Annotated in this window: 23 protein-coding genes; 6 read left to right on the top strand and 17 right to left on the bottom strand. The window is 51.1% G+C overall.

Translation table 11 applies throughout. From position 1 onward, the window contains the following. Positions 1 to 202: 202 nt before the first annotated feature. The 9 genes from METH11B_RS0109475 to ssb all read right to left on the bottom strand — a co-directional run bounded on the left by METH11B_RS0109475 (position 203) and on the right by ssb (position 8,788). Positions 203 to 2,017, bottom strand: a complete 1,815-nt coding sequence (locus tag METH11B_RS0109475) for a VWA domain-containing protein (protein WP_026601843.1) — start codon at positions 2,015 to 2,017, stop codon at positions 203 to 205. Between the two features lie 84 nt (positions 2,018 to 2,101). Then, positions 2,102 to 3,292 carry a DUF3150 domain-containing protein gene (locus METH11B_RS0109470; protein ID WP_026601842.1) on the bottom strand — a complete coding sequence of 397 codons (1,191 nt, stop codon included), beginning with the start codon at positions 3,290 to 3,292 and terminating at the stop codon, positions 2,102 to 2,104. Positions 3,293 to 3,375: 83 nt separating this feature from the next. Beyond that, on the bottom strand, positions 3,376 to 4,143 hold the full coding sequence (locus METH11B_RS0109465) for a hypothetical protein (RefSeq protein WP_026601841.1): 768 nt from the start codon (positions 4,141 to 4,143) through the stop codon (positions 3,376 to 3,378). 2 nt (positions 4,144 to 4,145) lie between these two features. Beyond that, positions 4,146 to 5,087 carry an AAA family ATPase gene (locus METH11B_RS0109460; RefSeq protein WP_026601840.1) on the bottom strand — a complete coding sequence of 314 codons (942 nt, stop codon included), beginning with the start codon at positions 5,085 to 5,087 and terminating at the stop codon, positions 4,146 to 4,148. A gap of 153 nt (positions 5,088 to 5,240) precedes the next feature. Then, positions 5,241 to 5,462, bottom strand: coding sequence for a hypothetical protein (locus METH11B_RS0109455; RefSeq protein ID WP_026601839.1), 222 nt, complete (start codon positions 5,460 to 5,462; stop codon positions 5,241 to 5,243). Positions 5,463 to 5,684: 222 nt separating this feature from the next. Further along, the gene (locus METH11B_RS0109450; RefSeq protein WP_026601838.1) at positions 5,685 to 6,686 is read right to left on the bottom strand and encodes a YqaJ viral recombinase family nuclease; all 1,002 of its coding nucleotides are present in this window, start codon (positions 6,684 to 6,686) and stop codon (positions 5,685 to 5,687) included. Beyond that, complete coding sequence (locus tag METH11B_RS0109445; protein WP_026601837.1) at positions 6,686 to 7,018, bottom strand: hypothetical protein; 333 nt, start codon at positions 7,016 to 7,018, stop codon at positions 6,686 to 6,688. Before METH11B_RS0109445 ends, METH11B_RS0109450 begins: the two co-directional genes overlap by 1 nt. A 118-nt stretch (positions 7,019 to 7,136) precedes the next feature. Further along, positions 7,137 to 8,201 carry a phage recombination protein Bet gene (bet, locus tag METH11B_RS0109440; RefSeq protein ID WP_026601836.1) on the bottom strand — a complete coding sequence of 355 codons (1,065 nt, stop codon included), beginning with the start codon at positions 8,199 to 8,201 and terminating at the stop codon, positions 7,137 to 7,139. A 146-nt stretch (positions 8,202 to 8,347) separates the two neighbouring features. After that, positions 8,348 to 8,788: a single-stranded DNA-binding protein gene (ssb, locus tag METH11B_RS0109435; RefSeq protein ID WP_026601835.1), complete on the bottom strand. Its 441-nt coding sequence runs from the start codon at positions 8,786 to 8,788 to the stop codon at positions 8,348 to 8,350. A gap of 454 nt (positions 8,789 to 9,242) precedes the next feature. On the opposite strand from ssb, the gene METH11B_RS26605 reads away from it, so the two are divergent. The 5 genes from METH11B_RS26605 to METH11B_RS0109410 all read left to right on the top strand — a co-directional run bounded on the left by METH11B_RS26605 (position 9,243) and on the right by METH11B_RS0109410 (position 14,381). Beyond that, entirely contained in the window at positions 9,243 to 9,899 is a 657-nt protein-coding gene (locus METH11B_RS26605; RefSeq protein WP_033158005.1) for a hypothetical protein, read from the top strand. Between the two features lie 100 nt (positions 9,900 to 9,999). Next, complete coding sequence (locus tag METH11B_RS0109425; protein ID WP_026601833.1) at positions 10,000 to 11,019, top strand: CBASS cGAMP-activated phospholipase; 1,020 nt, start codon at positions 10,000 to 10,002, stop codon at positions 11,017 to 11,019. Between the two features lie 3 nt (positions 11,020 to 11,022). Further along, positions 11,023 to 12,213: a CBASS cGAMP synthase gene (locus tag METH11B_RS27795; RefSeq protein ID WP_026601832.1), complete on the top strand. Its 1,191-nt coding sequence runs from the start codon at positions 11,023 to 11,025 to the stop codon at positions 12,211 to 12,213. Between the two features lie 3 nt (positions 12,214 to 12,216). Further along, positions 12,217 to 13,917, top strand: coding sequence for a ThiF family adenylyltransferase (locus tag METH11B_RS0109415; protein ID WP_064035916.1), 1,701 nt, complete (start codon positions 12,217 to 12,219; stop codon positions 13,915 to 13,917). After that, a complete protein-coding gene (locus METH11B_RS0109410; RefSeq protein ID WP_026601830.1) occupies positions 13,917 to 14,381 on the top strand; it encodes a Mov34/MPN/PAD-1 family protein in 465 nt (154 codons plus the stop codon). Before METH11B_RS0109415 ends, METH11B_RS0109410 begins: the two co-directional genes overlap by 1 nt. On the opposite strand, the gene METH11B_RS0109405 is transcribed toward METH11B_RS0109410, so the two are convergent. The 4 genes from METH11B_RS0109405 to hsdR are packed head-to-tail and all read right to left on the bottom strand — an operon-like array spanning position 14,370 to position 20,892. Then, positions 14,370 to 15,518: a restriction endonuclease subunit S gene (locus tag METH11B_RS0109405; protein ID WP_033157946.1), complete on the bottom strand. Its 1,149-nt coding sequence runs from the start codon at positions 15,516 to 15,518 to the stop codon at positions 14,370 to 14,372. The genes METH11B_RS0109410 and METH11B_RS0109405 overlap by 12 nt on opposite strands. After that, complete coding sequence (locus METH11B_RS0109400; protein ID WP_026601828.1) at positions 15,515 to 16,687, bottom strand: PDDEXK nuclease domain-containing protein; 1,173 nt, start codon at positions 16,685 to 16,687, stop codon at positions 15,515 to 15,517. Before METH11B_RS0109400 ends, METH11B_RS0109405 begins: the two co-directional genes overlap by 4 nt. Then, positions 16,684 to 18,462 (bottom strand): class I SAM-dependent DNA methyltransferase, encoded by a 1,779-nt coding sequence (locus tag METH11B_RS0109395; protein WP_026601827.1) that lies wholly within the window; start codon positions 18,460 to 18,462, stop codon positions 16,684 to 16,686. Before METH11B_RS0109395 ends, METH11B_RS0109400 begins: the two co-directional genes overlap by 4 nt. A gap of 15 nt (positions 18,463 to 18,477) precedes the next feature. Next, positions 18,478 to 20,892, bottom strand: a complete 2,415-nt coding sequence (hsdR, locus tag METH11B_RS0109390) for an EcoAI/FtnUII family type I restriction enzme subunit R (protein WP_026601826.1) — start codon at positions 20,890 to 20,892, stop codon at positions 18,478 to 18,480. Between the two features lie 214 nt (positions 20,893 to 21,106). Here hsdR and METH11B_RS0109385 point away from each other — a divergent pair, with 214 nt between their 5' ends. Beyond that, positions 21,107 to 21,379, top strand: coding sequence for an HU family DNA-binding protein (locus METH11B_RS0109385; protein ID WP_026601825.1), 273 nt, complete (start codon positions 21,107 to 21,109; stop codon positions 21,377 to 21,379). 16 nt (positions 21,380 to 21,395) lie between these two features. Here the strand turns inward: METH11B_RS0109385 and traN are convergent, their stop codons facing one another. The 4 genes from traN to lepB are packed head-to-tail and all read right to left on the bottom strand — an operon-like array spanning position 21,396 to position 26,926. Then, complete coding sequence (gene traN, locus METH11B_RS0109380) at positions 21,396 to 24,179, bottom strand: conjugal transfer mating pair stabilization protein TraN (protein WP_026601824.1); 2,784 nt, start codon at positions 24,177 to 24,179, stop codon at positions 21,396 to 21,398. Continuing rightward, on the bottom strand, positions 24,179 to 25,210 hold the full coding sequence (locus METH11B_RS0109375) for a TraU family protein (protein WP_026601823.1): 1,032 nt from the start codon (positions 25,208 to 25,210) through the stop codon (positions 24,179 to 24,181). The genes traN and METH11B_RS0109375 overlap by 1 nt, the downstream gene beginning before the upstream one ends. Next, entirely contained in the window at positions 25,207 to 26,409 is a 1,203-nt protein-coding gene (locus tag METH11B_RS0109370) for a TrbC family F-type conjugative pilus assembly protein (protein ID WP_026601822.1), read from the bottom strand. The genes METH11B_RS0109375 and METH11B_RS0109370 overlap by 4 nt, the downstream gene beginning before the upstream one ends. Further along, positions 26,396 to 26,926, bottom strand: a complete 531-nt coding sequence (lepB, locus tag METH11B_RS0109365; RefSeq protein ID WP_033158002.1) for a signal peptidase I — start codon at positions 26,924 to 26,926, stop codon at positions 26,396 to 26,398. Before lepB ends, METH11B_RS0109370 begins: the two co-directional genes overlap by 14 nt. Positions 26,927 to 26,928: the final 2 nt, after the last annotated feature.

Genomic DNA, 26,928 nt, shown 5'->3' with positions numbered 1-26,928 from the left:
TAACGTGCTCGCCGCTTAAAGACGGAACGCCGACCAAAGTCGGATTCAGCATTCTGGAAAGAACGCATGAAATGTCTGTTTGTTGAATGAGCTCTAGGAAGTGAGTGCATTCGACAAACCTGGAGACAATCAGCTACCCATAGCCACAATCGCTTAGGTTATGACCTAAGGATTGGGCTACGGATAATTGACTGGCGGTGATTTAGGCCGCCAACAACACCGCTTTCGAGAGATCGAACAATTGCGCTCTCAACTCCTGAAGCTCGTTGATGGTAATGGCAATCGGGAATAGATGACTGACATCCAGCCCCAAACCAATGCCGACCGTTTCAATACCGCTATCCCGGCAACGCTGCAAAATATCCAGCGTGCTCAAGGTATCGTTGGGTTGACCATCGGTCATTACCATCAATACCTTGCGCGGTTCCCGGCAACGCAGCAGCGACGCCGCACCAAACCAAATCGCTTCGGTCATCGGCGTACTACCCGTAGCGGCTAGCGAAAAGGCGCCGGTTCGGGCGTTCACGCGTTGGCCATGCTCCAGTAATCGGAATACCGAATCGTTTTGATGGCCTGGAAACGCAGTCACGCCAGGGTTAACCCCCGGAATGCCTTCAAAGGCCAACGCCAGTGCCAAGGTCGCTTCCAACGCAATTGGCATTCGTGATCCAACGGACTGACCTTGGCTATCGGTGACCTGATAACCCATGCTTTCGGATTTATCGAGTAACAGATGAATGGCCGTATTGGGTGACGCTTTGATCTCTTTGCGCTGAAACAGTTTGGTTTCACCCAGTGGCAAGCGGTGTAAACGCTTGCCATCCATCCGACGTCCACGACATGCGTGTTGCGAGCGGTTGATGGTTTGCGATTGCACCAAGCCTTGTAGAGCAGCACGGATTTTCCCCGATTCGCTTTGCACCTTACGCAGCAAAAACGCACCCGCCCGATCGTCCATAGGCGGCTCGATGCCACTGGGCATCAGCAGTTCCGATGCGTTTTCCGCTGCCAACGACAACGCGGATTTCAGCGATTCGAAAAGGTCTTGCTCGATGTCACTGTCACCAGCGGACAACAGGGTTTGTAAGATGCCCATCGGGTCGGCAATTTCCGTGACCTCTTCAGCATCCCCTTGTGGGTTGGATGAATTGTTATCGGAGTGCGTTGTCGGCTCATCGTCAGGATTTTCCGGATTTGAATCATCGCTACCCGCCGATGCTGATGACGGATCGTCGTCAGTGTCGGCGGGCAATCGTTCATTGGGCTCCATTTCATCCTGGGAATCCGAGCCATTCGAATCGTCCGAATCGGCTGATTCAGTATCCTGATCCGTATCATCCGGTTCAGGGGTGTTTCCATCATCTGCCGATTGCTGATTGCGCTGCCGTTGTTGCTCGAATTCCTGCTCAATCATGGTCAGGATGCGATCAGTCAATTGCAGGCAATCGGATTCAGACTGCAAACCCATCGGCACTTCGGACAACAAGCCTTTCAGCCGGGTCACCGCACCTTTCGGAAACTTTGCCTTCAGCGCCATTTCGGTTTGCTCGACCAAAGGCAGTAAGGCCGTTTGACCCAACACCCTGGCACGCAAACTTTTCAAGACAAAACTATAGAGGATATTGGCCGGATGATCATCAATGCTGTTGGCCACAAAGTCGCCTTTGGCAATCATCTTTTCAATCACCGTGCGTATCGTCAGCCTGGTACCCGGAAAGTCCTTGGCCAGTTCGTGCTCGATACGGACATCTTCAATCGCATTGCATAAGCGCCGCCGTAATACCGAACTGCCATAGCGCAGCGTAAAATCCGAATAACGAATATGCGCGGCTTCATGAGCCAATAGCCCCCAGGCGTAATCCTGATAATCCGCATCGTCGCCCTCATAGGCCGGCAGCCAAATGGTTTGGCCATCGGTTTCGGCTTGATCTCCGCCGACACAGACTTTAATGCCAAAGCGATTGCCAATGGCCGCCGCGACGATGGGAAATGCGTGGTGTAAGGTTCTATTTTTCATGGTTTGCTCCAAAAGTTGGAGCAAACCACGACCCCAGAGGGACATGAATTTGCCCCAGTGGGTGAATAGTTAAATGGCGTCAGATCAGAACCAGTAGTCCTGGTCAGAATCGTCCGCCTCCTCATCGTCTCCCGCAGTCACCGTTTCAGGTTCTGCTGAATGCTCAGAAGGGTTGGATTCATCGGTATCGTTACCGGTTTTTAGAGCGGTCTGACTTTTATCCAGCAAGACCTCAAGCGCCCAGTTATCCGCTGTCGATTCCGCTTCGAGTTCATCATCAAAGATGCCATCAAACAGATCGGTAAAATCGGGAGTGTCTGAAACGCTTTCAGCGATGACTGGTGTTGGTGCTGTTGGCGCGACGAGTACTGCTGGTGGCTCGGGCTCCGCGTATTCGATGACTTCTTCAGTCTCTTCAACAACGGGCGGTTGAGTCGTCAAAAGTCCTTCGCCGTGCCGCCGGGTTTTATCCGGATCGGACAACAGCATCGCCGTGGCTAGAATCTCCTGCAAAATGCTGCCTTCAATAGCGCCTTTGTTGGGAATTCTCGCCAATAAATCGTCAATGGTGCTGACGACCGGCGCGACCCGATGATCCAGAAAACCTAGCCCATCGAGCTTGTCGCGCATGCGGCGAATCGGCCGTAACGCATTACGCGTCACTTGCTCCTTACCTAGCAACGACTGCTCGATGAGTTGATTGGCTTCCACGGAGATTTCGTAGAACATCTGCTCACTGAGTGAACCGATTTTGCTTTCCAGACGTGCAACATCCGCCGGCGGCAAGCTATCGGGTAAACCGACACTCACCACCAGAAAATCAAACGATAGTCGCGTCGAGACAAACTCCACTGAATCCACCGCTTGTTCGATGATGCCGGCAAATTCCGGATGGCGAACCACCCAGTCAGTGACCGCCGCATCGTAACCGGCAATAAACTCGGTTTTAGCTGCTGCAAAATCCAGCGCAATGCGCTCGAGTTCAGCAGTAATGCTGGCTGCGGACTCAACCGGCACGGCAAAACCACCCAGAAAGCGGGTGCCGACGCGCAAACATATGCGTTCAGCTTCTTTCTTCAGGCGGTTGAATACCGTCAGCTTATCGGGATCGAGCAAACGTTTGGAGCCTAGGCTGGCTAAATCCTCCGGCGGCAATTTGCTACCATCGGCCAGCACCAGGTCTTCTTTTTTCAGTTTCTTGCGTGCGCCGTAGATATTGGCTTCGACTTTCACCAATACCACGCGATCTAATATCACTTGCGTTTCATGAGACATGGGAACCTCCTAAAAAATTAGAGGCACACCCATCCCGTTGGGGCCGATGCGCCCCTTTCGGGTTAAATAAAAAACAATATGGGTTAAAACCAGCAGTCGTCCGTGTCGGACATGGCCGCTGCCAGATTTAATCGGGGTTTGAGTAGACCTAAGATTTCAGCAGTTTCACGAATACTGTCGAGGTCGGTGCCGAAAAATGCCAGCACGTCCTGTTCAGCTTTCAGATCGGCCGAGAGATCTCGGGCGGTTTCGGTGGCAATATCAATGTCCGCGCCTTTAAAGCCTTTTGCTTTCAGTGCCAGTAAAAACAGCCAGGGCAAAACACCATGCACTGATTTGATCTGACCACTTAGTTCAAAGGTTTCAGCATTGAGGGTGGTATCAATCAATTGTTGCCAACCATCCCAGTCTTGTTCAGGCTTAGATTGCTGATCCGATACCGATTGAATAACGCCGATCAGTCGCTCGATCTCGATACCCAATTCCACACGGATAGACTGCTTTGCATGGCAATCAATGGTCCAATAAAGTGCCTCGACTGGCGGTGCTGGCACAGACTCGGGATTTGCATCAGGTTCAGGCAATTGTGATGACGTTGCCGGAGTCTTACCCGGAACCACCACATTGCCGTTAACATCAATATCCACCTCGGCGACCAACACATAGCCTTTGGCCTGTTTTTGTCGTTCGATGTCGGGTTGCTTCAGGCCGTAACGGTTACTTACGCCCGGCAATCGATCTGCCGTTTTGCCCCAACGAGTAGTTATACTGCCATCCGAGTTACTCCTGACCGCCCAGTCTTTAGAACTGCCGTCACTGTTATGATGACGATAGAGATTCCAGGCGGCCATGACTAGACCTGCCAGTCATCGCCAAACACATCCTTGGCGATGCGATGAATCGCTTCGCGTTCGGCGGGCTCGGCTCGGAAGGTCAAGGCCCGATCCAGCGAATAGGCCAAGGCATTGGGCGCACTTTTGAAGGTGGCCACCAATGACGCCCAACGCACTAAACCGCGGGTCGACAGGGTCACGGATAACATACCGCTACCATCGACACCACCGATAAACACCTTGCGAATCTGATTGGCGACCTTGATCATGCTTTCGCGCACCGTTTCCGGCATGCTCGGCACCACATCGGCCAACAGTTTCATTTCGTCTTCAGGCTCCGGGTAACCGACTTCCATTAAACGAAAGCGATCCAGAAACGCCAGGTTTTGACGTAACACGCCCTGATACAAGCCCGACTGATCGCCGCTACCTGCACTATTGCCGGTGGCGACCAAACGGAATTTGGGATGTGGGGCAATCACATCGCCGGTCTGCGGAATCGTCAACGGCTTGCCTTCGACGATTTCATTCAGGCCGATCAACTCTGCGGGATCAATGGCATCGATTTCGTTGATCAACAACACATGGCCCAAGCGTACCGCCAAGGTCAAGGGGCCATCGATCCACTTCATCGCACCGCCGTCGACCAGCATGTATTGGCCGAGCAGATCGTTGAGTTCCAGTCGACCATGGCCGGTGACCGAATGCACACCCCAATTGAGACGCGCAGCGACTTGTTCCAACAACGAGGTTTTACCGGAACCGGTAGGACCAGTCAGATATAAGCCGTCACCATTAGCAGAACCTAAAAACGCCAATACGTCGCGCAAATGATCCTTGCGAAACACATAGGGTTTTTGCGCCGGGACATAAGCGTTTTGTCCTGGGATAAAGCCTTCCACTTTCATGGAGACCGGTGCAGGTATGCCGAAGGTGTCGGCAATCGAATAGGATTGATACATGGTGAACTCCTTATGTTTGGGTTAAACCCGCAACACGAGGCGCACCATTCCCCTGACGGGTAGTGTGTCCCCGTCGGGTTGAGATAAATTCCTGGCTAGCCAGGGGGTTAGTACGTTGAACGATAAAAGGTTAAAGTGGTGTCAAAACTACCTTTAGCGAGGCATCGATACTGACATTCGCATCAGGTTCGCCAATTCCGCGCGGGCGAGGATTTCCTCGTCCATAAAGCGCAAAATACGACGAATGTCGGCTTTGAAATCCGGATCTCGGGTTTGACCGAGCATCTGCCGAACCACACGCTGTTTATCTCTAATCTCGTCCACACTGGCCGTTTCCAACCAGCAAAATAGGCATTTCCAAAAGTCTTTATTCATAGCGAACCTCCTTTGTTGATAAAAGGGGCCACCATGACCCGCTAGGGTGATGAACCCCGACGGGACTGCAAACCAGGCTTGACGCACCTGATACATAAACGTTATTCACCTTCATGCCGCCTGATAGCGGAACGCCGGTTCACACCGGATTCAGCGTGTTTCGAATGAAACAGCCAAACTGTTTTCCAGCTAAATTTTCTTCACTGACGTCAAAACCCGAGATCAGAACCAGAAATCAGCACCGACCATCTCTTTCAACGCGTCAGCATCAAAAGGCACTTCCGCCAGCCTGCCGGAGTCATCCCGACAGGTTATGCGGATGCGGCTGGACGGTTGTTTTCGATAAGTGTCAAGCATTGCTTCGGTGACATCCGGCAGTAAGGCCTTCATCACCGCTTTGTAATCCACACTGCCTTGGATCTGAAAGCGACTGACACGTAAGCCAGAATGCTCGGCTGCCATGAAATCCCCCATCAACAACACCAAGGTTTGCTCGATGTCGAATTGAGTGGCTTCCAACGCTTTGAGCTGAGCTTTCAGGTCATCGATCTTTACCGCATGGTCGCGATAATTCGCCGCCAATTGCTGCCATTGCAGTTCGGCATGGCCTTTGGGTAGATAAAGATCGCGGTCAGGATTTTTTTCGGGTTCCTGTCGCTGTTTGACGTTCGACCAGAATTCCATGGCGGTATCGACGAGCCGGTTTAAAAAGACTTCATCCCGCTCGATCTCAAACTCCACATCCTGACCTTGGTGATAGAAGAACAAAAAGCCGCGCTGTGCATCCGCCACCAGCATTTGCTGTTGCACTTGGCACCAGTAAAGTTGATAGGCTTCAGATTGCTCACGGTTTAGCACCACATCCAGAAAAGTCGTTTCATGCGGGCATTTGATTTCAACCGGTTCGTTGTTTTCCGACAAACCATCGAAGGACGCCCGCATTAGCGAATACCAATCTGATTCGCCGCAGAGGGGCAGCAGCATGACATCGTGTTTATCTTCAAAGCGCTGTAAGGCTTCTGGTTCTTGCTCGATACCTACTCGGATCAACGGATTGTTGTCCAGGCTTTGTTCCAGCACGAGACCAGTCTTTTCGGCCCACAATCGCCAAGGCGTCTTGTGCGGCGAACGATTCATAATGATCGCCGCCTCACTGGCACTAAGCCCTTGTGAACGCCATAACCGCCATTCCGGCGATCGCTGAGAGACATTGATGACTTTCATCACCGATACTCCTGCAATTGGATATGGCAGCCTAGGCGCAGTGTCGACACGCCGCGTTTGATGAGTTGGTTCTCACAACGCCGGGCCCAGTGATAGTCTGCAAACAGCAGCAACACGAGATCGGGGGTCGGCATGACCAAACCGCCATAGCTTTCGACCAGACTTTGCAGTTCTGGCTTGGTAGGCGCTTGGATTTCATGGACAGGATTGCCCGGACTCCAGTTACGCTCCAAGTAACCACGGCCATGCCGGCGAATCACCGTGGGTGAATCGTAGCGATGCCAGTCGGTATGACACGGTATGCGGTTGGATGATTGATCAATGGCATTCATGACATCTCCTCATAAACAAAAAGGGCGTCATGAATTTCACCCCAAGGGCGATTCAGGACGCCCAGGTAGGGTTGAAAATAGTCACCGGCAATTTACCGGCGGTTGATAGCTAAAACGGCTATGACTGACGCGTCGATCCCAAGGTCTCGCGAGCCTTGTTCAACGCCTCCGAAGCCGGATCATGAGCGGGTGGCATACCAGAAGCGTCTTGGGGCTGATGATTAACATCACCCTGAGCCGATGTGGTCTTGGCAACCGCTGATGCTTTATCCAGTTCAGCAATGGCATAGGTCAGATCCAGTCCCACAAACTTGTTATTGGCATAGTCGTAGGCAGCTTTCCAGGCGCCGGCAAGTGCTGTGCGCCTAACCAGTTCACTGACGGCTTTTTGCACCTTGGGCGGTATCATGGATAAATCAATCACCCGCGGTGGTTCGACGCTGCCGACAATCGCATCATCGATAACGTCCGCTTCGTCGATACGACTGGCAGTGCCGTTAATCACGCTGCTGTCATTCATGTCGTCGATGCTTTTGCCATCCATTTCCTCGGCGGCGTATCCGCACTCCTCCGGAAAGGCTGCACGTAGCGAAGCGGCTTTACCGCACTTGGCCAACTGACCTTTCGGCCGTTTGATCCACATAGCCGTAGGCACTTGTGAGTTTTTACCGCCGGCGGTGCTATAGGCTTCTTGCCAATACACTTCCTCGGTGAATGCACAGCGCTTGCCGCCAACAATCCGGTACACCGTGACCGCGACCCATTCCGGGAAGGTTACGGTGACACTGGATTCTTGCCATTGCTCGTTGTCGTCTTTGTAGCGGCCGGTGAAGGTCTTGGTGATGTCAGGTCCCCAAACCGGTCTATCCATGCCGGCCCAAACACCGGTACGCGACGCAGTAGTCTGGATTTCCATGATGGACGGCCAGACAGTTTCGACATTACGACCCAAGGCGGCACTCCACATCGGCACCACATGAACTGGTTTTTTGAATATATCCAGTTTGCGGGCCTTGCAGTAATCCAGCGCCATCATGATGGCTTCCGGGGTTTTAGCGGTTGGGAACGTCACGTCGGTGAGGACTTTCCAGGACTGCTCCGAAATGCCATAGACCTGATTGACATCGATGGGCATTGGCAAATTGCGGGTTTTTACAGGATTATTGCGAGGTTGATTGCTCATGGCGTGTCTCCTTAAAAAAATAGAGGACGCAATGCCCCATCTGGGGAGTGACGTCCCCATGGGGTGAAACACCTAAACAGCGGATGCTGCCAGGCGGGTTAATTAAAGATCAATCTGAATAGCGAATAACAAGGGCAAAAAGCTACTCAGAAAAACGGAATGTCATCGAAATCCTCATCCAAACCTGCGTCATTAGCCGCAGTAGGCGGTGTAGAGGGTTGACTGGAGTGACGAGGAGCCCCGTTTTCATCAGCACGGTCCAGCATCTGTAACTCACGGACAACCACTTCCGTGCGGTAGCGTTTTTCGCCATTTTTATCCCATTGCTGGGTGCGAAGACTACCTTCCACATAGATCTTGCTGCCTTTGCGCAGATACTGCTCGGCCGTATCGGCCAGTTTTTTGAAAAACACCAACCGGTGCCACTCGGTGTGTTCTTGTTTGGCTTTAGCTTGGTCTTTCCAGACTTCGCTAGTCGCCAAACGTATTGCCACCACCTTGCCGCCGTTATTGGGTAAATACCGAATATCCGGATCGGCGCCGAGTCGGCCCAGCAATATGACTTTGTTTACACCACGACTTGCCATGATGAAATCCTCCAATTGGCCGCGCCCGACAAGTGAGAAATAAACCCACCTGCGCGGTGATGGGTTGGATCCCGGAGGCATACTCCCCAGCAGGGGAATAGGCGTTCCCAAGACAGGGTAGGGTCGAAAACTGATCAAACAACAGAAATCACATCAGGCTTGACGCACCTGACTCGCCGATGAAAACCACCTACGCCGCCTGAAGACGGAACGCCGGTCGAAACCGGATCAAGTTGTCTGGAAAGACAACATGAACTGTCGGATAGCGTTGATGGGCAGGATCGATTTGCGCGAAATTCCGGTCAAACTCCGGCCAACAACGGTTGCCAACATTGAAGCAGAAATTTTTTGGAGTGATCTTGCAGCTAATGTCGAATTCACCATTAGCTGCAAAAGGGATGAAAAAATCTTCGATTACTATCGGAGTCCATCCCACACTCATCAAGGAATGCAAATGGCTGAAACCTCCGCACCAGTAAAACCAGCTCGACTTGAAATAAGCCGCCCGGTATTCGAACGCACCTTCAAGATCAACAGCGAACAGGCGATTCGGGTCATACGCAAGAGTTATGACCGTCTGATCAAGTCGCTGTACGCGATCGATGTGATTTTGCGCATCGTCGGACAGGAACAAGCCATTGATGAAATCGAGGCTATCGTCAGCACGATGATTGCCGATTGCGCCACGCAACTTCAGCAGGAAAAAACTCGCCTGGAAAAACTCAAAGCCGACAACGGCATAACCGAAACGCCGACCTACACTCATCCAACCGAATTCGTAGCCAAGATCGCATCGCCGCAAATTGCTCAGTTCGTTGAACTGATTCGCTTACTGGATCAACTGATGATCGTCATGGATACCTTGTGGCTTTGCCAGGTCATCGACAATAAGCACTGCGTGGAAGCCCGCTACCATTGGCAGCAACGCTTGCAGCGTTTGGCCAACCGCATCGTCACGATAGAACGGCAGGCGCATCGGGCGGCATATGCGCAAGGGCATGGTGAAGAGGTGCGGTTGGCACGGGAAGAGTCCGGATTACAAGCAGAACCCGAAGACATGGCTGATCTTGAAAATGGTGGCGACGTTATAACTATGGAGAAAACTCAATAGTTAGAGAATATCTGGGCAAAAAAAACGCCAGGACCAAACTTGAAAACTTAGTCGCCTATCCCCATCTTTGCCAATTGAATTATTTTCATTGGAGGATGATGTGGGCGAGTCAACAGTAGATCGGTTTCAGATACTTGCGTTATCCGGTGGAGGGTACCGGGGTCTCTATACTGCAAAGGTAATAGCAAATATTGAGGAAGATATAAAAGCGCCAATAGCGACAAAGTTTGACTTAATTGCTGGTACTTCTGTAGGCGGAATTCTGGCACTCGCACTCGCACTGGAAATACCTGCTAAAGACATTGTGGATTTATTCGTCAAGCACGGAGATAAAATTTTTAAGCCACAACGCTGGTCGTTTTTTGGTATGTTTAAAGCACTGTATTCTAATAATTCTTTAAAAAACCTGCTTTCCGATGAAAAATTATTTGGTGAGCGCATGTTAGGCTCATTAAAACATCCTGTAATAATTCCTGCAATCAACTACACGACCGGTAAGCCAGTTATATTTAAAACTCCGCATCATAAAAACTTCAAAACTGACCACCAACATAAGATCACTGATATTGCATTAGCTACTAGTGCTGCTCCCGCGTATTTCCCACGACATGTATTTGATAATAACCAATATGTGGACGGTGGGTTATTTGCAAACGCACCCGGAATATTAGCGTTGCATGAGGCGGAGAATTTTTTTGAATACAATTTAGACAATATACACCTTTTATCCGTAGGGACAATGTCGTCCAAGTTCACTGTTGATCCACGAAAAAATCGTGATGGCGGCACAATTGATTGGGGTGGGTTGAATCCAGCCAACACTCCGAAAAAATTGTTTGGGTTGTCAATATCAGTTCAAGAGTCTTTAACCGACTACATGTTGAAGCATCGCCTTAAACCCGAACATTACATGCATATTGATGAAGATTTAACAGATCAACGTGCGAATGCTGTTTCCTTAGACAAGGTTGATATTGCTGCTCAAGAAGTATTACAAGGTTCGGCAGTCGAAAGTGCAAAGATCTGTCTTGGCAACTCTAAATTTAATAGCTTTATGGAGCATACGCCCAAGACACCCGTATTTTATTACGGTGAACATTCCAATTCTGAAAAAGGATAATTCATGCTGAAATTAAATAAGCTGTTTTTCTATGCCGATGAGAAAGATGTATTCAATGAGGTTATTCGACCATCTCAAGAACAACGTGATTACTTGGTTTCTTGTAAAAATGATATTCGTGACCATCTCCGCCCCAGAATTAAAGAGGCAACCAGAAAGATATTGAATATGGATAAGTCTGTAGAACCTCGCTTTCGTACGCAAGGTTCATGGTCTTATAAAACATGTATCCAGCCCGCATATTCTCCTCACCAGGAAATGGATTGGGATTATGGTGTTTATCTTCCTGTGGCGGTGTGGGAGCAAAATGGACCTCCGCATGCCATGGCAAAGCTTTATTTCGATCTTGTAGAGCGATTGCTTTACGATCTCTGTAAGTCTAAAGGTTGGGAGTTACAGACAGGGAAATCGACTTGTATTCGTATCCAAGTAGCAAACTGGGCCCATATTGATATTCCGCTATACGCGGCTCCCGAACACAAATTTAATGAAATTGTGGAGAAATCTTTAGCACTACTGTCTATAGATAACAGAGGGCGAAGCATGGTTCATGACTCAGCTTTTCTATCCGAAAGTGCAGAATTTGGAGAAATTCCGGAGCAAGTTTGGGAGGACTTGGATGACATCATGATGGCGACGCGTTCTGGGGAATGGAAAGCCTCGGACCCAGAAGCTGTTTCAAGGTGGTTCAATGACAGGGTAGAAGAGCATGGAGAACAATTACGAAGGGTTTGCTGCTATCTTAAAGCTTGGAGGGATTATCATTGGAAGGATGGAGGTGGACCTACATCAGTTTCAATTATGATTGCAATAGCTCAAGCCTTTAAACCTAATAGAGGTCGCGACGACCTTGTTTTAGAATCTTCCGCAGAACATCTTTCGAATGTGATTCTTGGCGAAATTCGTGAGTTTGGTATTGATGAAGGTGCAGAAGACTTTAATAATCGATTATCAAATGTTGAAAAAACACTAGCAGCACAGCGAGCAAAACAATTTGTTCAAGCTATTCGAATGGCTCGTTCCTATGAATGGCACATGAAACATCAAGCTATTACTGAACTCCAAAATAAATTAGGTGAACGTATTCCTTATAAGCATGATTGGGTCGAAGTCGATAATGGTGCCGACGAAGTCAGAACAACTCCCCCGCAACGAGTATCTCAGCCTGTTGTTCGCAGAACAAAAGCTGGTTAAGAGATGGCGAATGACCAGCTTGGTGCTGCATTTAGACTACTAACTTCTAAGGGATTTGTTTCCACTGGACATCGACATGGACGTCGAACTTTTAGAGGTATTCTTAATTGTTCATCGCTGCCAATATCTATAAGTTTAGAAATAAGTGATTGGGATTTTTTGGTTTATCCAGTAATTAAGATTCTTGAGTATCCAAGTCACTTGCCGGCTCTTTTGCCGCATTTGAGTTCAGAGGGAAATTTATGCTATTTCGCGCCGGGTTCTATCGTTTTAGATCGCTATAACCCAGCAACTGCAATTGATCAATGTTTGGTCCAAGCCACAGATGTATTAAATAAAATACTAGAAGATTCTGATTACCGTATCCATGATATTCAGAACGAATTTTTGTCTCATTGGCTTTTAGATCAGGGCCGTATTCCTTGGTTGGTCTTAAAAGGTACAATCGATACAACGAAAGTATCCACTAATTACTTCATTCTTGGGGATGATGATAATCGCAAGGCGATCATATCTGATGATGCCAATGAAGTTGAAATTATTGCGGGCTCACTTGGGTTTTCTAAGCCTAAAATTAGCAAATGCAAATGTTGGATATTGCACACTGAGAAATTTCCAACTATTCCTGACAATACACTGCCAAAGACAGTCAAAGAACTTTTTGAATGGTTAAAAAGTTGGGACAACATTTTATACGTTAGATTTCAAAATATCCTAGAAAAAGAACAAGAATATTTACAATATAGTTTTGTTACTTTTGCAATAAGCAGTCCAGTTGGATGGGTTGGTTTTGGATTTGATTTAGACACAATAACTCTTCTTGCTGCAAAAAAAACCGCTGGAAAACGTGGTCCTAAATTATACAAACAGTTTCTGCACGGAAGAGGTAGCGGTGGAAATATCTTTAGAGTTCATATTACCGACATAAGCGCTGATTTTGTTCACAATAGGAATCTATCATTTTCTGATTTGAAAGATAAACGTATTGTATTAATTGGTTGTGGTGCGATAGGTGGTTTTCTTGCTCAATCCCTAGTTCGCTTAGGCGCAGGAACTGGTTGTCGTGGAGAGTTGATACTGATCGATCCCGATACGCTCGCGCCAGATAATTTAGGACGTCATGTTTTGGGTTATTCGTCTTTGTTTAAGTTAAAAGCTGTAGCACTTCGTGATGAACTATTGAAGCAGTTTCCGCTATCTCGAATTTTTGCAGAACCTATAAATATAACGAAGTATTCTAAACTTTTTGCCTCGGATTTATTGATAGATGCTACAGGCGAGGAAGCCATTAGTGAAATGTTAAATGCCAGTCAGATAGCTAAGCGACCTAAAGCTCCTCCAATCCTGCATATCTGGATCGTTGGAAATGGTGAAGCAACACAGTCACTTTGGGTTGATTCAGAAAAGTATGGATGTTTCCATTGTTTGAGATTACCCAATACTCAGAACTATAGAGAAGAGCGCTATAAAATACTGAAAGCAGAACCTGAGCGCGGCTTTATCGGGTGCCAAGCTTTTACGCCTTATGCGGTATCTGCCTCAATAAGTGCAGCCGCATTAGCTACAGATAGTATTATTGATTGGATTAAAGGTGATCCGAGTCCACGGTTTAGGACTAGAGCCGTTGAAAATGCAAATATCCGCCAAGTGAAAAATCAAAATATCTCTCCACTGGATGGTTGTGTCGCATGTCGAAATGTTTAATGTGGAAACATCCTTTTAATCCAGATTCCAAAATTCTGATTGAGGAAAATGTTCTTAATATTTTTGACCGTTATCGACAGAATTCACCGGAAAAGCCGGAGTCTGGTGGTATCCTTTTAGGGTACAGACGAAATTATCATATACATATTGTCGATGCGACAGCGCCCCAATTACATGATAGAAGGTCATTGTTTCAATTTTTTCGTAAAGATCAATTGCATCAGGAATATGCCACTAAGCGCTGGTTAAATAGTGGGGAAACAGTGGATTATTTGGGTGAATGGCACACTCATCCGGAACAATATCCCTCACCCTCGATATTAGATAAAACTGAATGGCGAAAAATAATACAGTCGCAAGTAAACCCGATGATCTTTCTAATAGTGGGCACTCATCGAGATATTTGGCTTGGGGTTGGCAAAGGAGATAATTTGCTCCAAGCCTCTAATATTTTAGATTTTTAAAAATTCATTAGAAAACAGCCTCTCCAGCGTGGCCGGGATTAGCGCCTGATTGGCTTCGCGGATTTTGGTGTGTCGTTGTTTCAGCTCGTTTTGACGGGACAGGATTTCAACGATCTGTAGCTGTTCGTGTAATTCCGGCATGGGCAATTCGATGTTTAATAACTGCTCTGGGCGGGTACGTTCTCGGCGGGCGCCAACGCCTCGGGTTGCGGCTTGTAGCAATGACCAGAACCACGGCGTTCTGATCAGTTCTCCCAGATAGGCAGGGCTTGCCAGATCGGGTTTGCAACGGAAAGTTCTGTACTCCGGCGAGACAAACATGTCGGCCAATCCGGATGGACAGACTGCCAACGCGCCTTCCCAACCTTTGACCTGGCTTAGCACGATGGCATCGGCATACAAGCGATTGAAGGCTCGATAAGACGTTTCCGTTCCCGTCAATGCTGGCTTGGCGAACAGTCCGCCGCCGAATCCGCGCACACCGACTTGAGGATATTGGCCCTCGGGTTTGACGAGTTCGGAGTCTTCGAATAATTCGATGATGTCGCCCAGGCGAACCACGCGATCTGCCGCGAATTTATGATGCAGGCTGATTAATAGCGCCTCGGCAACCGCGTCGATGGCATCCAGATGTTGATCGATTCGCCTCACTTTGTCCGCCAATTGATCCAGGCGGGCAACGATGGTTTGCTGCTTTTCTAACGAGGGTAAGTGGATTTGCTGAGTTAAAAATCGATCTTCTTTAATTCGAACCCGGTTGGTTGTACCTTCGCTAGCAGCTTTGCATAGCTCAACAAAGGGTGTTGACCGAACTAGCCAACCCATGAATGAAGAGTCGAGCTTTTCGGCAAATTCGAATGATGGAAAATCGTTACTAACGATTGCGCCATCCAATTCCGGGGGAACAATGCCGATCGCACCATTTCGGGCATCAATCTTCGAGAGAATAAGTTGATTGGCTCGAACCACTTGGCGAGATGTTCCTACATCACCGCCTCTTACTCTACCTCTGCTGATAACGCCTTTACCCCAAAGCCTAATCGTTACTTCATGATATTCAGTATCGAAATCAAGTATTGCGGTCTCATTGCTTCGCCTAAGCAACTCACCTAAAGAAACCATGGGCCATCGACTCATGCGTCACCTTCATTTTTGGAGCCGACTAACCGCCGCGCCTCCAATTCAATCCGTGATCGCTCCAATTCCTCCGCCAACAGCTTTTCATCCGGCAGCACGGTTTGATACTCGGCGGCCAGGACCTTGTTCGGCAGGTTATCCAAGGCGTAATGGGCTTCCGCGGCGCCTTTGGCGGCGCAGAGTATCAGGCCCACCGGCGGGTTTTCGCCGGGCTTCATCCAGTGTTCGCGGGCGTAATTCAGGTACAGGTGCATCTGGCCGGCGTCGGCATAGCTGAATTTGCCGACCTTGAGATCGATCACCACCAGACATTTCAAGCGGCGATGGAAAAACAGCAAGTCGATGCGAAACCAGGTATCGTCAAGCCGCAAGCGGCGCTGACGACCGACAAAGGCAAAGTCGTCGCCCAGTTCCAGCAGAAAGTCGGCTAAATGCTGGATCAGCGCGTATTCGAGATCGGATTCCGAGTATTGGTCTTTCAGGTTAAGAAATTCCAGCACAAACGGATCCTTGATGGCTTGTTCCGGCGTGATGGCGTCATCCGGTTCGGCGTGTTCCGCTCGTTCCAACATCGCCACTTTGTTTGTGGATAATGCGGTTCGCTCGTAAAACTGGCTGTTGATCTGCCGATCCAGTTGCCGTACCGTCCAGCCGCAACGCAGAGCTTCGGTTTCATAGAAGCCGCGTGCTTCCGGTTTTTTGACCGAAAGCAAGCGCACGTAAGCCGACCAGGGCAGCGGGAAGGCTTCGGCCAAGGTTGCGAGAGTTGGTGATTGTCCAGACGCTGTCTGGATAATTGGCGTTGAGGAAGATTCTGCAGACAGTGTCTGCGGATTTCGGGAAGAAATGCCAGACACTGTCTGGCATATTAGCTCCAATGGCCAGGCCAGATAGAACGCTCGCATTTGCTGGAGGTTTTGGCGGCTAAATCCCCGGCCAAAACGATTGCTTAAATCCAATGCCAACCGCTGAATCAACGCCTCGCCATACGCGGCGCGATCTTCGCCGCCTTGTTCGAATTCAACGATGCGGCGGCCAATTTCCCAGTAACTGGCGGTCATTAAGGCATTGACGCTACGGGCGGCGGCGCGGCGGGCGTTTTCCAGTAGTTGGACAATATCGGTATGAATGTCGCCGTAAGCGCTGGGCAAATGACTGGATTCGCTCATTGTTCCACCTCATGTACCAATGTCTCGATCTCGCCCAATAAACGCATCACTTCGGTTTCGTGACTACGCATGCTGGCAATCAGGTCTTTGGGATCGGCATGTTCCAGGCCGGCCTTGGCGTGGGGATTCTTTTGATCGAGGTTATAAATCGGCCAGTACAGCGCATCGCTTTCGCTTTGCGCGGCTTTGGCGGCGGCTTCGTGGGCTTGTTGTTTGGCTTTCAGGTCGCGCAGCTGGGTTTGCAACGCGGCTTTGTCACCGTTGTCGGCGGCGGATACAGCTTGTTCCAGTTCGCGAATCTGTTTGCCCAAGGCCAGTGCGGCGGCGCGTTCGCTTTCCGCACGTTGCCAATGCGGCTCGGCTGCGGCCAGCGCTTGGGCGAGTTTGCCGGCAAAGTCGACTTTCCAGGCTTGCGGAGTTTCCTCGCGGCTGTGCCACCAGTTTAAGGCCGGTTCCAATTCCTCGAATTGCAACGGTGCGGTTTTGCTGTATTTCTTGCGGCCCTCTGGTAGCGGTTGTTCGTAATACCAGATGGTTTCGGTGGGGCCGCCACGCTCGAAAAACAGCAGATTGGCCGGAATATCGGTATAGGGCGCGAATACGCCTTGCGGCAGGCGCACGATGGTATGCAGGTTGAATTCTTTCAGCAGCTCTTCCTTGATGGTGGCGCAAACGCCGTCGCCAAACAAGGTGCCGTTGGGCACGACTACGGCGGCGCGACCGCCACGTTCCGCGCCGAAGCCCGCATAACGCAATTTGCGCATGATGAACTGCAAGAACAGCAAAGCGGTTTCGGCGGTCTGCATGTTGGCCGGGAAATTGGCTTTGATACCGGCTTCTTCCTCGCCGCCGAACGGTGGATTGGTCAGAATCACATCGACGCGTTCGCTGTGGCCGATTTCGGTGACGCGGCGTTCCAAGGTGTTACCGTAAGCAATCTGTGGGGCTTCCAAACCATGCAATAGCAAGTTCATCTGCACCAGCATATACGGCAGCGGTTTGGCTTCCTGGCCGAACAGGCTTTCGCGCTGGAGTTTTCGGCGATCTTCGGGGGTGACGACTTGTTTCAGTAAATGGTCATACGATTCCACCAGAAATCCGCCGGTACCGCTCGCCGGGTCGAGTACAGTTTCGCCGAGCTTGGGGTCGGTGACTTGCACCATGAAACGAACTACCGGGCGCGGGGTATAGAATTCGCCGGAATCGCCAGCCGCATCGCGCATTTCCCGCAGCATGGATTCGTACAGATGCGACAGGGTGTGAATCTCTTCGCTGCTGTTGAAATGAATGCCGTTGATCTTGTTGATGATGTCACGCAACAAAAAGCCGCTGACCATGCGGTTTTGCACGCCTTTGAACACGTTGGCGATGACTTCGCGCTGACTGCCTTTTTCACCTTCGCCAGCCAAGCCGCGCAGATAGGCAAACAAGCCTTTGCCGCGTTGACCGTCAGGACGGATGGTTTCGTCCTGGTTGATGAAAGATAATAACTCTTCGCCGGTGACGCCGTCTTCCCGTGCCGCCCAATCCCGCCAGCGATAAGGCGATTCGACGATGCCTTGATAACGTTTGCCGTCCAGCTCGGCTTCCTGTTCATGGAGGATTTCCAGGTCGTCGAGGAATTTCAGAAACATCACCCAGGTGAGCAGCGGCAAGCGGTCGACGTCGCCGTTCAAGCCTTTGTCTTTGCGCAGGATGTCGCGCGCCGATTTGATCAATGCGGACAGTTGTTGTGCGGTGGTTAATACGGGTTTGGTTTTTTTAGGTTTGGCCATGCAAAGGTTTAACAATTATTGGTAGAGGGCGGACTGTAATTGCGATACAGCTGCTTTCAGGCCCTGAATGCCGCCGAAATGGCGGTTGGCGATTTCCGTGGGGGTGCCGTATTGTTCGAACGGCTGGACTTTCATCAATTCGGATAAGGCATTGAATTGGCTAATGCCGCGCTCGATGTATTTATCCAGCATCAGCGCGAGGATTTCGCGGGCCGTTTCGCTGTGCTGGCTGAACAGATTCTGAGCCGATTTGCGGGCTTGCTCGGCACGTTGCCGGCGGGTCAACAACGGCGCATTCCAAGCCAGATTGCAAAGCAGATCGAAGGGATCGGCATCCGGCAAGTCGGACGATGCGGCGAGTTCTTCGAAACTGATGCCGCGTTCGGTGAGTTCGCGTAGCAAGTCGCTACGGGTATCCGGGTTGGCCCAGTCGCGCTGGAATTCCTGGCTGCCGGGATACATCGAACGCACCGCGCGACCGGAATATTCGGTGTAGCGCACGACCTGCAATTTTTTGCCGTCGGTATCCAGATCGTAGACCAGGTGGCCGATGACTTCGACCGTGCCGCCATCGACATAGAATTTACGCGGCTCCTGCGGCGGATCGGTGGTGATTTCGCCGTCGCCGTCGGGAGGATTGTCATCGTCCGGCTGGTATTCGCCGGGAATTTCCTGGACTTCGTTATCAATGATCTCGACCGTGGTATCGACAATTTCGCCTTCTTCATCGATGGTGACTTCTTCGATACGTGCCGGATCGCCGTCAAAGTCGGGATCAGCGAAATGTCGTGTCGCCGTGCCGGTGAAATCGATGATGTTGAAATATTCCTTGCCGTAATCGACCTTCAGACGCGTGCCACGGCCGACGATTTGCTTGAATTCCGAGCGCGAACCGACGACACGAGCTAAAACCACGTTTTTCACCATTTCGGCATCGACGCCGGTGGTGAGGAGTTGCGAGGTGGTCAGGATGGCAGGTGTCGGTTTATCGACATCCTGAAAATGGGCCAGATGGGTCAGGCCGATAGCGCCTTCATCGGCGGTAACTCGGCAGACGTAATCGGGATATTGCTTGACCAGGTCGCTATTCAGATTGAGCAGTTCCTGGCGCATTTCCGAGGCGTGTTCCTGATCAACGCAAAACACCAAGGTTTTGGCGAAGCGATCAGTACCTTTCAAAAAATCGCTGAGATGCTTGGCCATGGCGCGAGTTCTTGCGCGTAAGGCAATCACGCGTTCGAAATCCTTGGTCTGATATTCATCATCCGGTACCGGGCGGCCGTAACGATCCAGTTCGTCTTTCGAGGGGCGCCAGCCAGCGGCGTCGACGGTGGTAATCACGCGATGCACACGATATGGCGCCAGAAAGCCGTCTTCAATGCCTTGACGCAGACTGTAGGTGTAGACCGGATTGCCAAAATATTCGTAGCTATCGCGCGAGTCTTCTCTCAATGGGGTAGCAGTCATGCCGACTTGTACCGCCGGTTGGAAATAATCTAGCACCGCCCGCCAACTGCTGTCGTTGCGACTGGAGCCGCGATGGCACTCGTCGATGATGATCAAATCGAAAAAGTCCGGACGGTACTGACGAAACACATCGCTGGCGGGATTGGTCAATGCCTGGTAGATGCCGAAATACATTTCCCGGCCCTGACTGACATCGTTACCGGAAATTTTGAAACGGGCATCGCCAAACGGGGCAAACATCTTGGCCATAGGGTCGTCGACCAGGATGTTGCGGTCGGCGAGAAACAGAATTTTGGGTCGTCGATATTCGCCGGTTCTGTTCCAGCGGCTATTCCACAACTTCCAACACAGTTGAAACGCCACGCAGGTTTTACCGGTGCCGGTGGCCATGGTAGTCAGGATGCGTTTTTGTCCGAGTAAAATCGCTTCGATGATGCGGTTGATGGCAATGACCTGGTAGTAACGAGGCGTTTTGCCGGATACCAGGTTAAAGGGTTCCAATAAATGGTTGCTGGCCGATTCGGATAATGACGCTGAAGCGCTCAAGCGTTGCCAGAGCTCAGCGGGACTTGGATATTGATCGATAAGCTTCTCGGTACCTGTCGTGTAATCGATTTCAATAATTTGCCGACCATTGGTGGCATAAGCGAATTTAAGCCCAAGAATTTCTGCATATTCGCGCGCTTGTTGTACGCCGGTTTCGGTGGGAAAGGCGATGCTTTTGACTTCGACGACGGCGAGCGGAAAATCGCGGCGGTAATACAACAGATAATCGGCACGTTTCTGTTGGCCGCGACGAACTTTGCCACCGGTGACAAAAATCCGGCCATTGGTGAAGGTACGTTGTTCGCCGATTGAATGGGGTGAGATTGACCAGCCAGCTTGAACCAGTTTTGGGGTAACGAATTCGCGACTGGTATCGGCCTCGGTCATGATCGTATCGCGTTTGTTGTCCCTGTCCATCCAGTTCTTTCCTGATCAAATGCCTAACGGTTATTATGCAGTATCAATAAATGATGGAATGTTAGCAGCTAAGGGGCTTAACGCATAAGTATTAACTATTTTGGTGCATAGCTATTCAGCAATTTTTGGCCACAATCATTTTAAGTAATATCATTCAATCTCGTAGATCAAACGTCCATACAAGCAGTTTTTATCAACAAGGGAAATAACATATATGAACAAATCCGACCTCATTGACGCCATCGCCAGCCACGCCAACCTGACCAAAGCAGATGCCGGCCGAGCACTGGATGGACTTACTCAATCTATCCAGTCCACACTCAAATCGGGTGATTCTGTGGCGCTGGTCGGCTTCGGTACCTTTGAAGTGAAAGAGCGCGCCGAACGCACTGGTCGGAATCCACAAACCGGCGAAGCAATTACCATTGCCGCTGCTAAATTACCATCTTTCAAAGCCGGCAAAGGCTTGAAAGACGCCGTCCAGTAGTTACTGGCCGCAGAGTTTATTGCGGCCCCATGCCCCAGCCTTCCAGCTCAGACTGCCGTTTGACCGTAGGGACATCTAGATCGGTCATCCGGCCTTGGGTGCGGGTCAACGTGTCCTGGCGAGTGGTCGTGGTGGCGCCGTATTTTTGTGGATTGAGTCTGCTGCCGGTGCCGGTGAGTTGATCGAGATTGAGCATGTCGGCGGCATTGGCGGCTGTCGGCAAATGCCCCGTCTGAGCAAGTATGCCCAGCCATTCGTCCAGATTGACTTGAGTCCAATCGACTCTATCCAGATCGGACACTTTAATCCCCGTACAGACAGGGCTTTCCGGTGTGCCAAAATCCATCCCCAATTGCGGTTTGATTTGTTCGTTGAGGATGCGGGCTAGGGGCGAGTTGTAGCAGCAATAACTTTCCTTTCTTACCAGACAAAGCCCTGCCACCTTGCTTTCGCAAACAGTACCCAAGTCGGTGCAGACTTTAAGCTGCTTTTTCGCCGCCAGTTCGTACTCGGACTGTTCGCACGAGTAAACAATCTGGATGATCATGATAATGATCATCACCACGGTGTAGGCTGTCATCAGGGTGCTGAGCATTTCGCCTGCCACTGCCGCGCCGCCGCCCAGTTCGACACCGCCGGATTCTGCGGCCGGCGTTAAATTGCCCGCCGAATCGAAAGCCGCTTGCCCGCCGGCACTGAACAAGGCATTACCCGCGGCTTCACCAAAGGTATTACCTATCCATTCCGCCACCGATTTCATCAGTTCACCTTTCAGCGAGTCCAGCAAACCTTGTGAGGCAACGTCTGAGGTACTGAGCATATCGGTACCGACCAAATCATTTACACCTGAGGCAAAGTCCGCCTGAAAGCTATTCCAGGCATCGCCGGCCAAGGTAAACGGTGTACGCATGGTTTCCCAGGCGCCACGGACGATGGAAGTGCTGTCCATGGTCATGACGGCATTATCCAATTGACTGGTGGCCAACAGTAAATCGATATAGCGTCCCAATCCCATGGTCCCCTCAGGCGTTTCGCAGCAATCCACCAAGCTGAGCGCGCCGCCGACCATCTTGCAACTGGCAGGTTTGCCCTGGAACACCTGGCAAGTGGTGGGATCTTTCTGTTGAAGATCGGTGTTGGCGTAGTTGCAATGTAAATCCATCGCCATTTGCTGCGCGCTATTCAGCAAGGCCACCGCCTTGGTGAAATCCTGACTCTGAGTGCGATTCACCGTGATGCAGTCTTCACCCATACAGCGCACCGGCCCCGCGCATTGCTGCTGGGTGTTGCTTTGGATGCCGGGAATGCCGACCGTCTGGCCGCAGTCGTAGGTATCAATGCTGTCCCAGCAGGTGCCGGATGCCAGAACATCCAGACATTGGCTTTTGATGAATGAGCAGCCTTGCGTTTCTAAAGTCGAACAACTCTTCGTAGGCGTATCATTGGCCGGTGGCTCCAAGCAATGCGTTCCGGCCGTATCGGTCCAGCATTGACCGTATTGATTGAGATCGCATTGCCCGGCGGCGTCGATGCGCATGCAGGTATTGCGAATCCCTGTAGAATTCGCCACAGGGGCCTGGGCTAAATCGGAACCACAGACCATGACTTGCGAAGTCGGATCCACATAACAACCCGAGGCATTGGCGGGATCATTGCTGCAACTCAACTGGCTGCCCGCCTGGCAAATGCCGTCAGTGATCGCATTGGCCAGGTTTTGGCAATTCGGCCCGCTCCAGCTCCATTGATCCTGGGTGATCAGTTTCGACAAATCATATCGGAGCCGAATCCTGGAATAACCTTCACCATTACCACCGACCATGGTTTCCTGTTTAAAGACTTTGTTACCCGTGCTGTTGAAGGCATAGGTGACATCACGATTGGGATGATCGACCCAGCTATTACTCAGTTCGCAAGAACCGCCCCAGCCGGTCGAACCGGTATAAATCAGATTGCCGCCATAGTACACGCGGGCATGGTCATCGAACTCGACGTCCTCCAGCGTGGCACTGATGATGGCTTCCGGATGAAGGACGTTGTAAGTCACTTCCCAGTTGAACACACCGCAACCAGCCGACCAGTAGTTATCGCCGACACGGCCGACATATAAATCCATGCAGCCAGATCCACAACTGGACATGCCTCCGTTCCCGGATACAAAACTGAGTAGGGTCTCTACGTTGACTTGATGCGTCGCCGTACAACTTTGCGGCACCGTCGGTTGGCGCAGACACAGTTGGTAATCAGGAATCCGAACCGAATGACTGGTCTCGGTTTGCGTGGTCACAGTGGTACAGTCCGAAAACGACTGCGCCCAGGGCGTGAAATTGGCAAACACCTGATCGCCGGCATTCCAGACTGCATCATTGTGTAAATCCGGATGCGACTGGTGAGCGTTGTCGATCAGGGTGCGATAGGCTTCGCCGGTGAAGCTGGCTTCCCCATTTAACGTGGTTTGCGCATTCAAGCCTGCGGCGATGGTACCGGGATTGTTGCCATAGAGATTGGCAAAGTCGCTGGCCGATGTACTGGTGCTGTTTGTGTCTGGAAACAGCGTGCCGATCGAAATCGCACTTTCCTGGGAAGTGCCGGGATTTAGCGTTAAGGAGCCGCTGCCGGTATCGAGCGGAAATTGAAAGTCGCCAACAATCTGTTGCCCTGTCTGCTGACCCTCGCTGGCCGAGGCTTGCATGGCATCGGCCCACGACACCCCAAATGGTGTCCAGGCCATCGTCACGCATAAAACTGCGGACAGTACTTGCGTAAATCGGCGCTGCGGTTCAAATAATGCCCAGATATGCATCACAACCCCACGCAACAGTCCTGCCAGCGCCACAGCAGGTAGAGGTGATCCTCGCCTGGCCCTGGATAAGTGCGTCCCGCACCCCATTTGAAGGTGGTCTCGCCGATGACATGATTGGACTCGGTTTCCGCCACCGGATAAAACATGCTCAGCCGGTATTGCGACTTAGGGATGAAGGGATAAATCGTCCCGCCGCACAGGGCATCGTTTCCGGAGGTTTTCCAGGCCAGGCCTCGGCGATGCAAAGCTGCTGTCGCCCGCGTGACCAACAGGCTGGTGATACGCGGATCGGTGCCGTAACTGGTGGGTGAGATACCAGAGAGAGGATACATATGCCCCCAAGCCCCGGCGCACCAGAACAAGGCATCCAGGGGATTACCTGTCGCAGCCGCCGCGGCATCGGCGACACAGGCCGATATCGCCACCGGATTTGCGAACAACGCTGTTTCCGGACTGGTGAAGAACGCCAGCAAATCGCTGTTCCAGGTTGGGTCGAGCTCCGAGACATAGAGCAAATCAAAGTCGCGATAGCCGTCGCTATTGCATCGTCCATCCCAGAACAGATCCAGCATGATCGTCAGCGGAAAGGCGAAGTAGTGGTAATTGAAAAACGACATCTCGCTGGCGTCGAAATCTGCCTTGCCGGTGGTGGAGATCAGTCGCACATTCGATGCGCTGATTTTATGTCCGCCCAGTGCCGGCGAACACCAAGGATTGCGGACGATCTCAATCAGCCGCGCCGGATTCCATAAACCCACCGTCATGCCCAATTGCGGTATGCCCATGGGGTCGGTGCAGAAGCAAAACTTTTCATCGGTAGCGATGCTGGGGACATTGCCGCCACCCAGCGACGCCCCGGCCGCCCGAATCGGAAACAAACAACTCCAGCAAATATCGGTGACCAGCTTGCCAGACCAAAGCTCGGCATCGGCACACAGCGGATCGGTAGCGTTGGTTGTGGTGTCGGCATGAAGATTCGTCGCCAAGGTCATCAACAGCCACAAAGCCCAAGGGAAAATCAGGCAATTCATGACCGTTCTCCCGCCGAAGCCGGCAGTTTGCGTTCGCGAACCACTAGCCGATTGCCTGTCTGCTCGACCAGACTCGGTACGTGTTGTAATTGAAATCGGCTACGTACGTCTGGCGTCAACAAGTACACCGATGAATTCAGCGATGTTTCCAATGCTTTCAAGCCGTCCCAGCCATCCTGACGCGACACCGACGTGGCCAGATACATCACGCGGGCTTTTTTGTCCTGGCATGACAACTGGCGAATCCAATGGACTTGGGCGGTTTCAGTAGCGTCAAACACAATCAGGCATAAGCCGAACGGCATTTTGTCCAATGGATTTACAGTTTGTCCGGCCCGGACAATGAGTTGACCGTTCGGCGCCGTCAGATTGCGCGGAGCGGTGATCGTCATATCGATTACTCGCTCACGATCTTCCAACGCGACTGGCAACACTTCGAATTTTTGTTGTCCCCAGAAACGAGCAATGGCCTGTTGCTGCTTCTGCCGCCAGTCGATCGCAGCCATCCGTCGTTTGATTTCTTCGAGCAGATCGATTTCGGCAATGTCGTAGACTTCGCCCAATCGGCCTAAATCACCGGCAGCACCGGCTTTGAATTTATCATTCAGCCAGGTCAAACTGCTGACGCCTCTGACTTGTAGTAAAGCCTTGTCATCCGCTTCGACGACGATGGCCGGCACCGACGACACCGCCCATTTCTGAAAGCGAGTCGGATCGATGACGATGTTGGGCACGGGATCGATGTCTTTTAGCAGTCGTTTCAGATCGGCAAACAGAGCAGGTAGTTTTTGACCGGGTTTGGGGCCTCGAAACATCAACAACGCATCGTCCTGTCCCGATGCCTCTTCGAATATGCCTTTCAATGCGGTATCGCCGAGCGAAAACGAAACGAACACCACTTTGAGCGGTTTGCCTGGATGAGGTGTTACCGTTTTGTCGAGTCGGTTTGAGGATGCTGAAATTGATTGCATAGCATTCGAGTTTCGCATCATCTCCAGGGCTTGCCGGTTTGCTTCCGACTGATAAGGATTGCCTTCCAGCCAAGCAGGCTTAGCTTGTCCATCCAAGGCATTAAGAATCCGCTGCGATTGGGATAACCATTCCTCTTCGGCTTTCACCGAGGCCACCAGTAATGCATTTGCCAAGCAAAAGAGCACGACCTGACGCAGGCGATTGGACAGTAATTCAAAATAGCGCATAAGCCCGCCCAATCACTTGGTGGTCATAGACATAGCCCCAATACCGCGAGTCAAAGCTCTTATCCGTTTTGCCGGTCAACCAATAAGCTGCGGGTGGGATGGTTTCGTCACGTTTGAAGCTGGACGCGGGTTTCTTGAGTTTTTCCGCTAACGGCAAACCTTCGATGATCAAGGAACCGTTGACCGTGGTCTGCCGACTGTCGACCTGAATATGATCGCCGGTAACACCGGCGGCAATTTTGACGATGATTTGACCGTCCTTGAAATACGGCGACATGCGCTCGGCACGAAACGCCATCAAATCGCCGCGCCAAATATCTTTGTTGTAGGTGTCGATCAGATAAATCCATTTGTCGGGTAAACACCGATCAACCTGATCATCGCCGCCAATCAGGAAGCGATGGCCAACGTAACGTTCGACGGCCAAGACGAAGAGCAATATCGGCAAGGCCTTGAGCAGGAATTTGCGCAACGGTGGTTTACTGTAGGAGTCTGTGGTGGTGATGTACTTGCTCATGA

This window comes from Methylomonas sp. 11b (assembly GCF_000515215.1).
Lineage (GTDB): Bacteria > Pseudomonadota > Gammaproteobacteria > Methylococcales > Methylomonadaceae > Methylomonas.
This window is presented reverse-complemented; position numbering and strand designations above follow the sequence as displayed.

Coding starts and splice junctions, on each gene's coding strand:
- METH11B_RS0109450 (WP_026601838.1), bottom strand. CDS start 6,686: ATGAAAGTCATCAATGTCTCTCAGCGATCGCCGGAATGGCGGTTATGG.
- hsdR (WP_026601826.1), bottom strand. CDS start 20,892: ATGGACAGGGACAACAAACGCGATACGATCATGACCGAGGCCGATACC.
- METH11B_RS0109400 (WP_026601828.1), bottom strand. CDS start 16,687: ATGAGCGAATCCAGTCATTTGCCCAGCGCTTACGGCGACATTCATACC.
- METH11B_RS0109465 (WP_026601841.1), bottom strand. CDS start 4,143: ATGGCCGCCTGGAATCTCTATCGTCATCATAACAGTGACGGCAGTTCT.
- METH11B_RS0109455 (WP_026601839.1), bottom strand. CDS start 5,462: ATGAATAAAGACTTTTGGAAATGCCTATTTTGCTGGTTGGAAACGGCC.
- ssb (WP_026601835.1), bottom strand. CDS start 8,788: ATGGCAAGTCGTGGTGTAAACAAAGTCATATTGCTGGGCCGACTCGGC.
- METH11B_RS0109370 (WP_026601822.1), bottom strand. CDS start 26,409: ATGCGCTATTTTGAATTACTGTCCAATCGCCTGCGTCAGGTCGTGCTC.
- METH11B_RS0109415 (WP_064035916.1), top strand. CDS start 12,217: ATGGCGAATGACCAGCTTGGTGCTGCATTTAGACTACTAACTTCTAAG.
- traN (WP_026601824.1), bottom strand. CDS start 24,179: ATGCATATCTGGGCATTATTTGAACCGCAGCGCCGATTTACGCAAGTA.
- METH11B_RS0109385 (WP_026601825.1), top strand. CDS start 21,107: ATGAACAAATCCGACCTCATTGACGCCATCGCCAGCCACGCCAACCTG.
- METH11B_RS0109460 (WP_026601840.1), bottom strand. CDS start 5,087: ATGTATCAATCCTATTCGATTGCCGACACCTTCGGCATACCTGCACCG.
- METH11B_RS0109445 (WP_026601837.1), bottom strand. CDS start 7,018: ATGAATGCCATTGATCAATCATCCAACCGCATACCGTGTCATACCGAC.
- METH11B_RS26605 (WP_033158005.1), top strand. CDS start 9,243: ATGGCTGAAACCTCCGCACCAGTAAAACCAGCTCGACTTGAAATAAGC.
- METH11B_RS0109470 (WP_026601842.1), bottom strand. CDS start 3,292: ATGTCTCATGAAACGCAAGTGATATTAGATCGCGTGGTATTGGTGAAA.
- METH11B_RS0109375 (WP_026601823.1), bottom strand. CDS start 25,210: ATGAATTGCCTGATTTTCCCTTGGGCTTTGTGGCTGTTGATGACCTTG.
- METH11B_RS0109395 (WP_026601827.1), bottom strand. CDS start 18,462: ATGGCCAAACCTAAAAAAACCAAACCCGTATTAACCACCGCACAACAA.
- lepB (WP_033158002.1), bottom strand. CDS start 26,926: ATGAGCAAGTACATCACCACCACAGACTCCTACAGTAAACCACCGTTG.
- METH11B_RS0109475 (WP_026601843.1), bottom strand. CDS start 2,017: ATGAAAAATAGAACCTTACACCACGCATTTCCCATCGTCGCGGCGGCC.
- METH11B_RS0109405 (WP_033157946.1), bottom strand. CDS start 15,518: ATGAGTCGATGGCCCATGGTTTCTTTAGGTGAGTTGCTTAGGCGAAGC.
- METH11B_RS27795 (WP_026601832.1), top strand. CDS start 11,023: ATGCTGAAATTAAATAAGCTGTTTTTCTATGCCGATGAGAAAGATGTA.
- METH11B_RS0109410 (WP_026601830.1), top strand. CDS start 13,917: ATGTGGAAACATCCTTTTAATCCAGATTCCAAAATTCTGATTGAGGAA.
- bet (WP_026601836.1), bottom strand. CDS start 8,201: ATGAGCAATCAACCTCGCAATAATCCTGTAAAAACCCGCAATTTGCCA.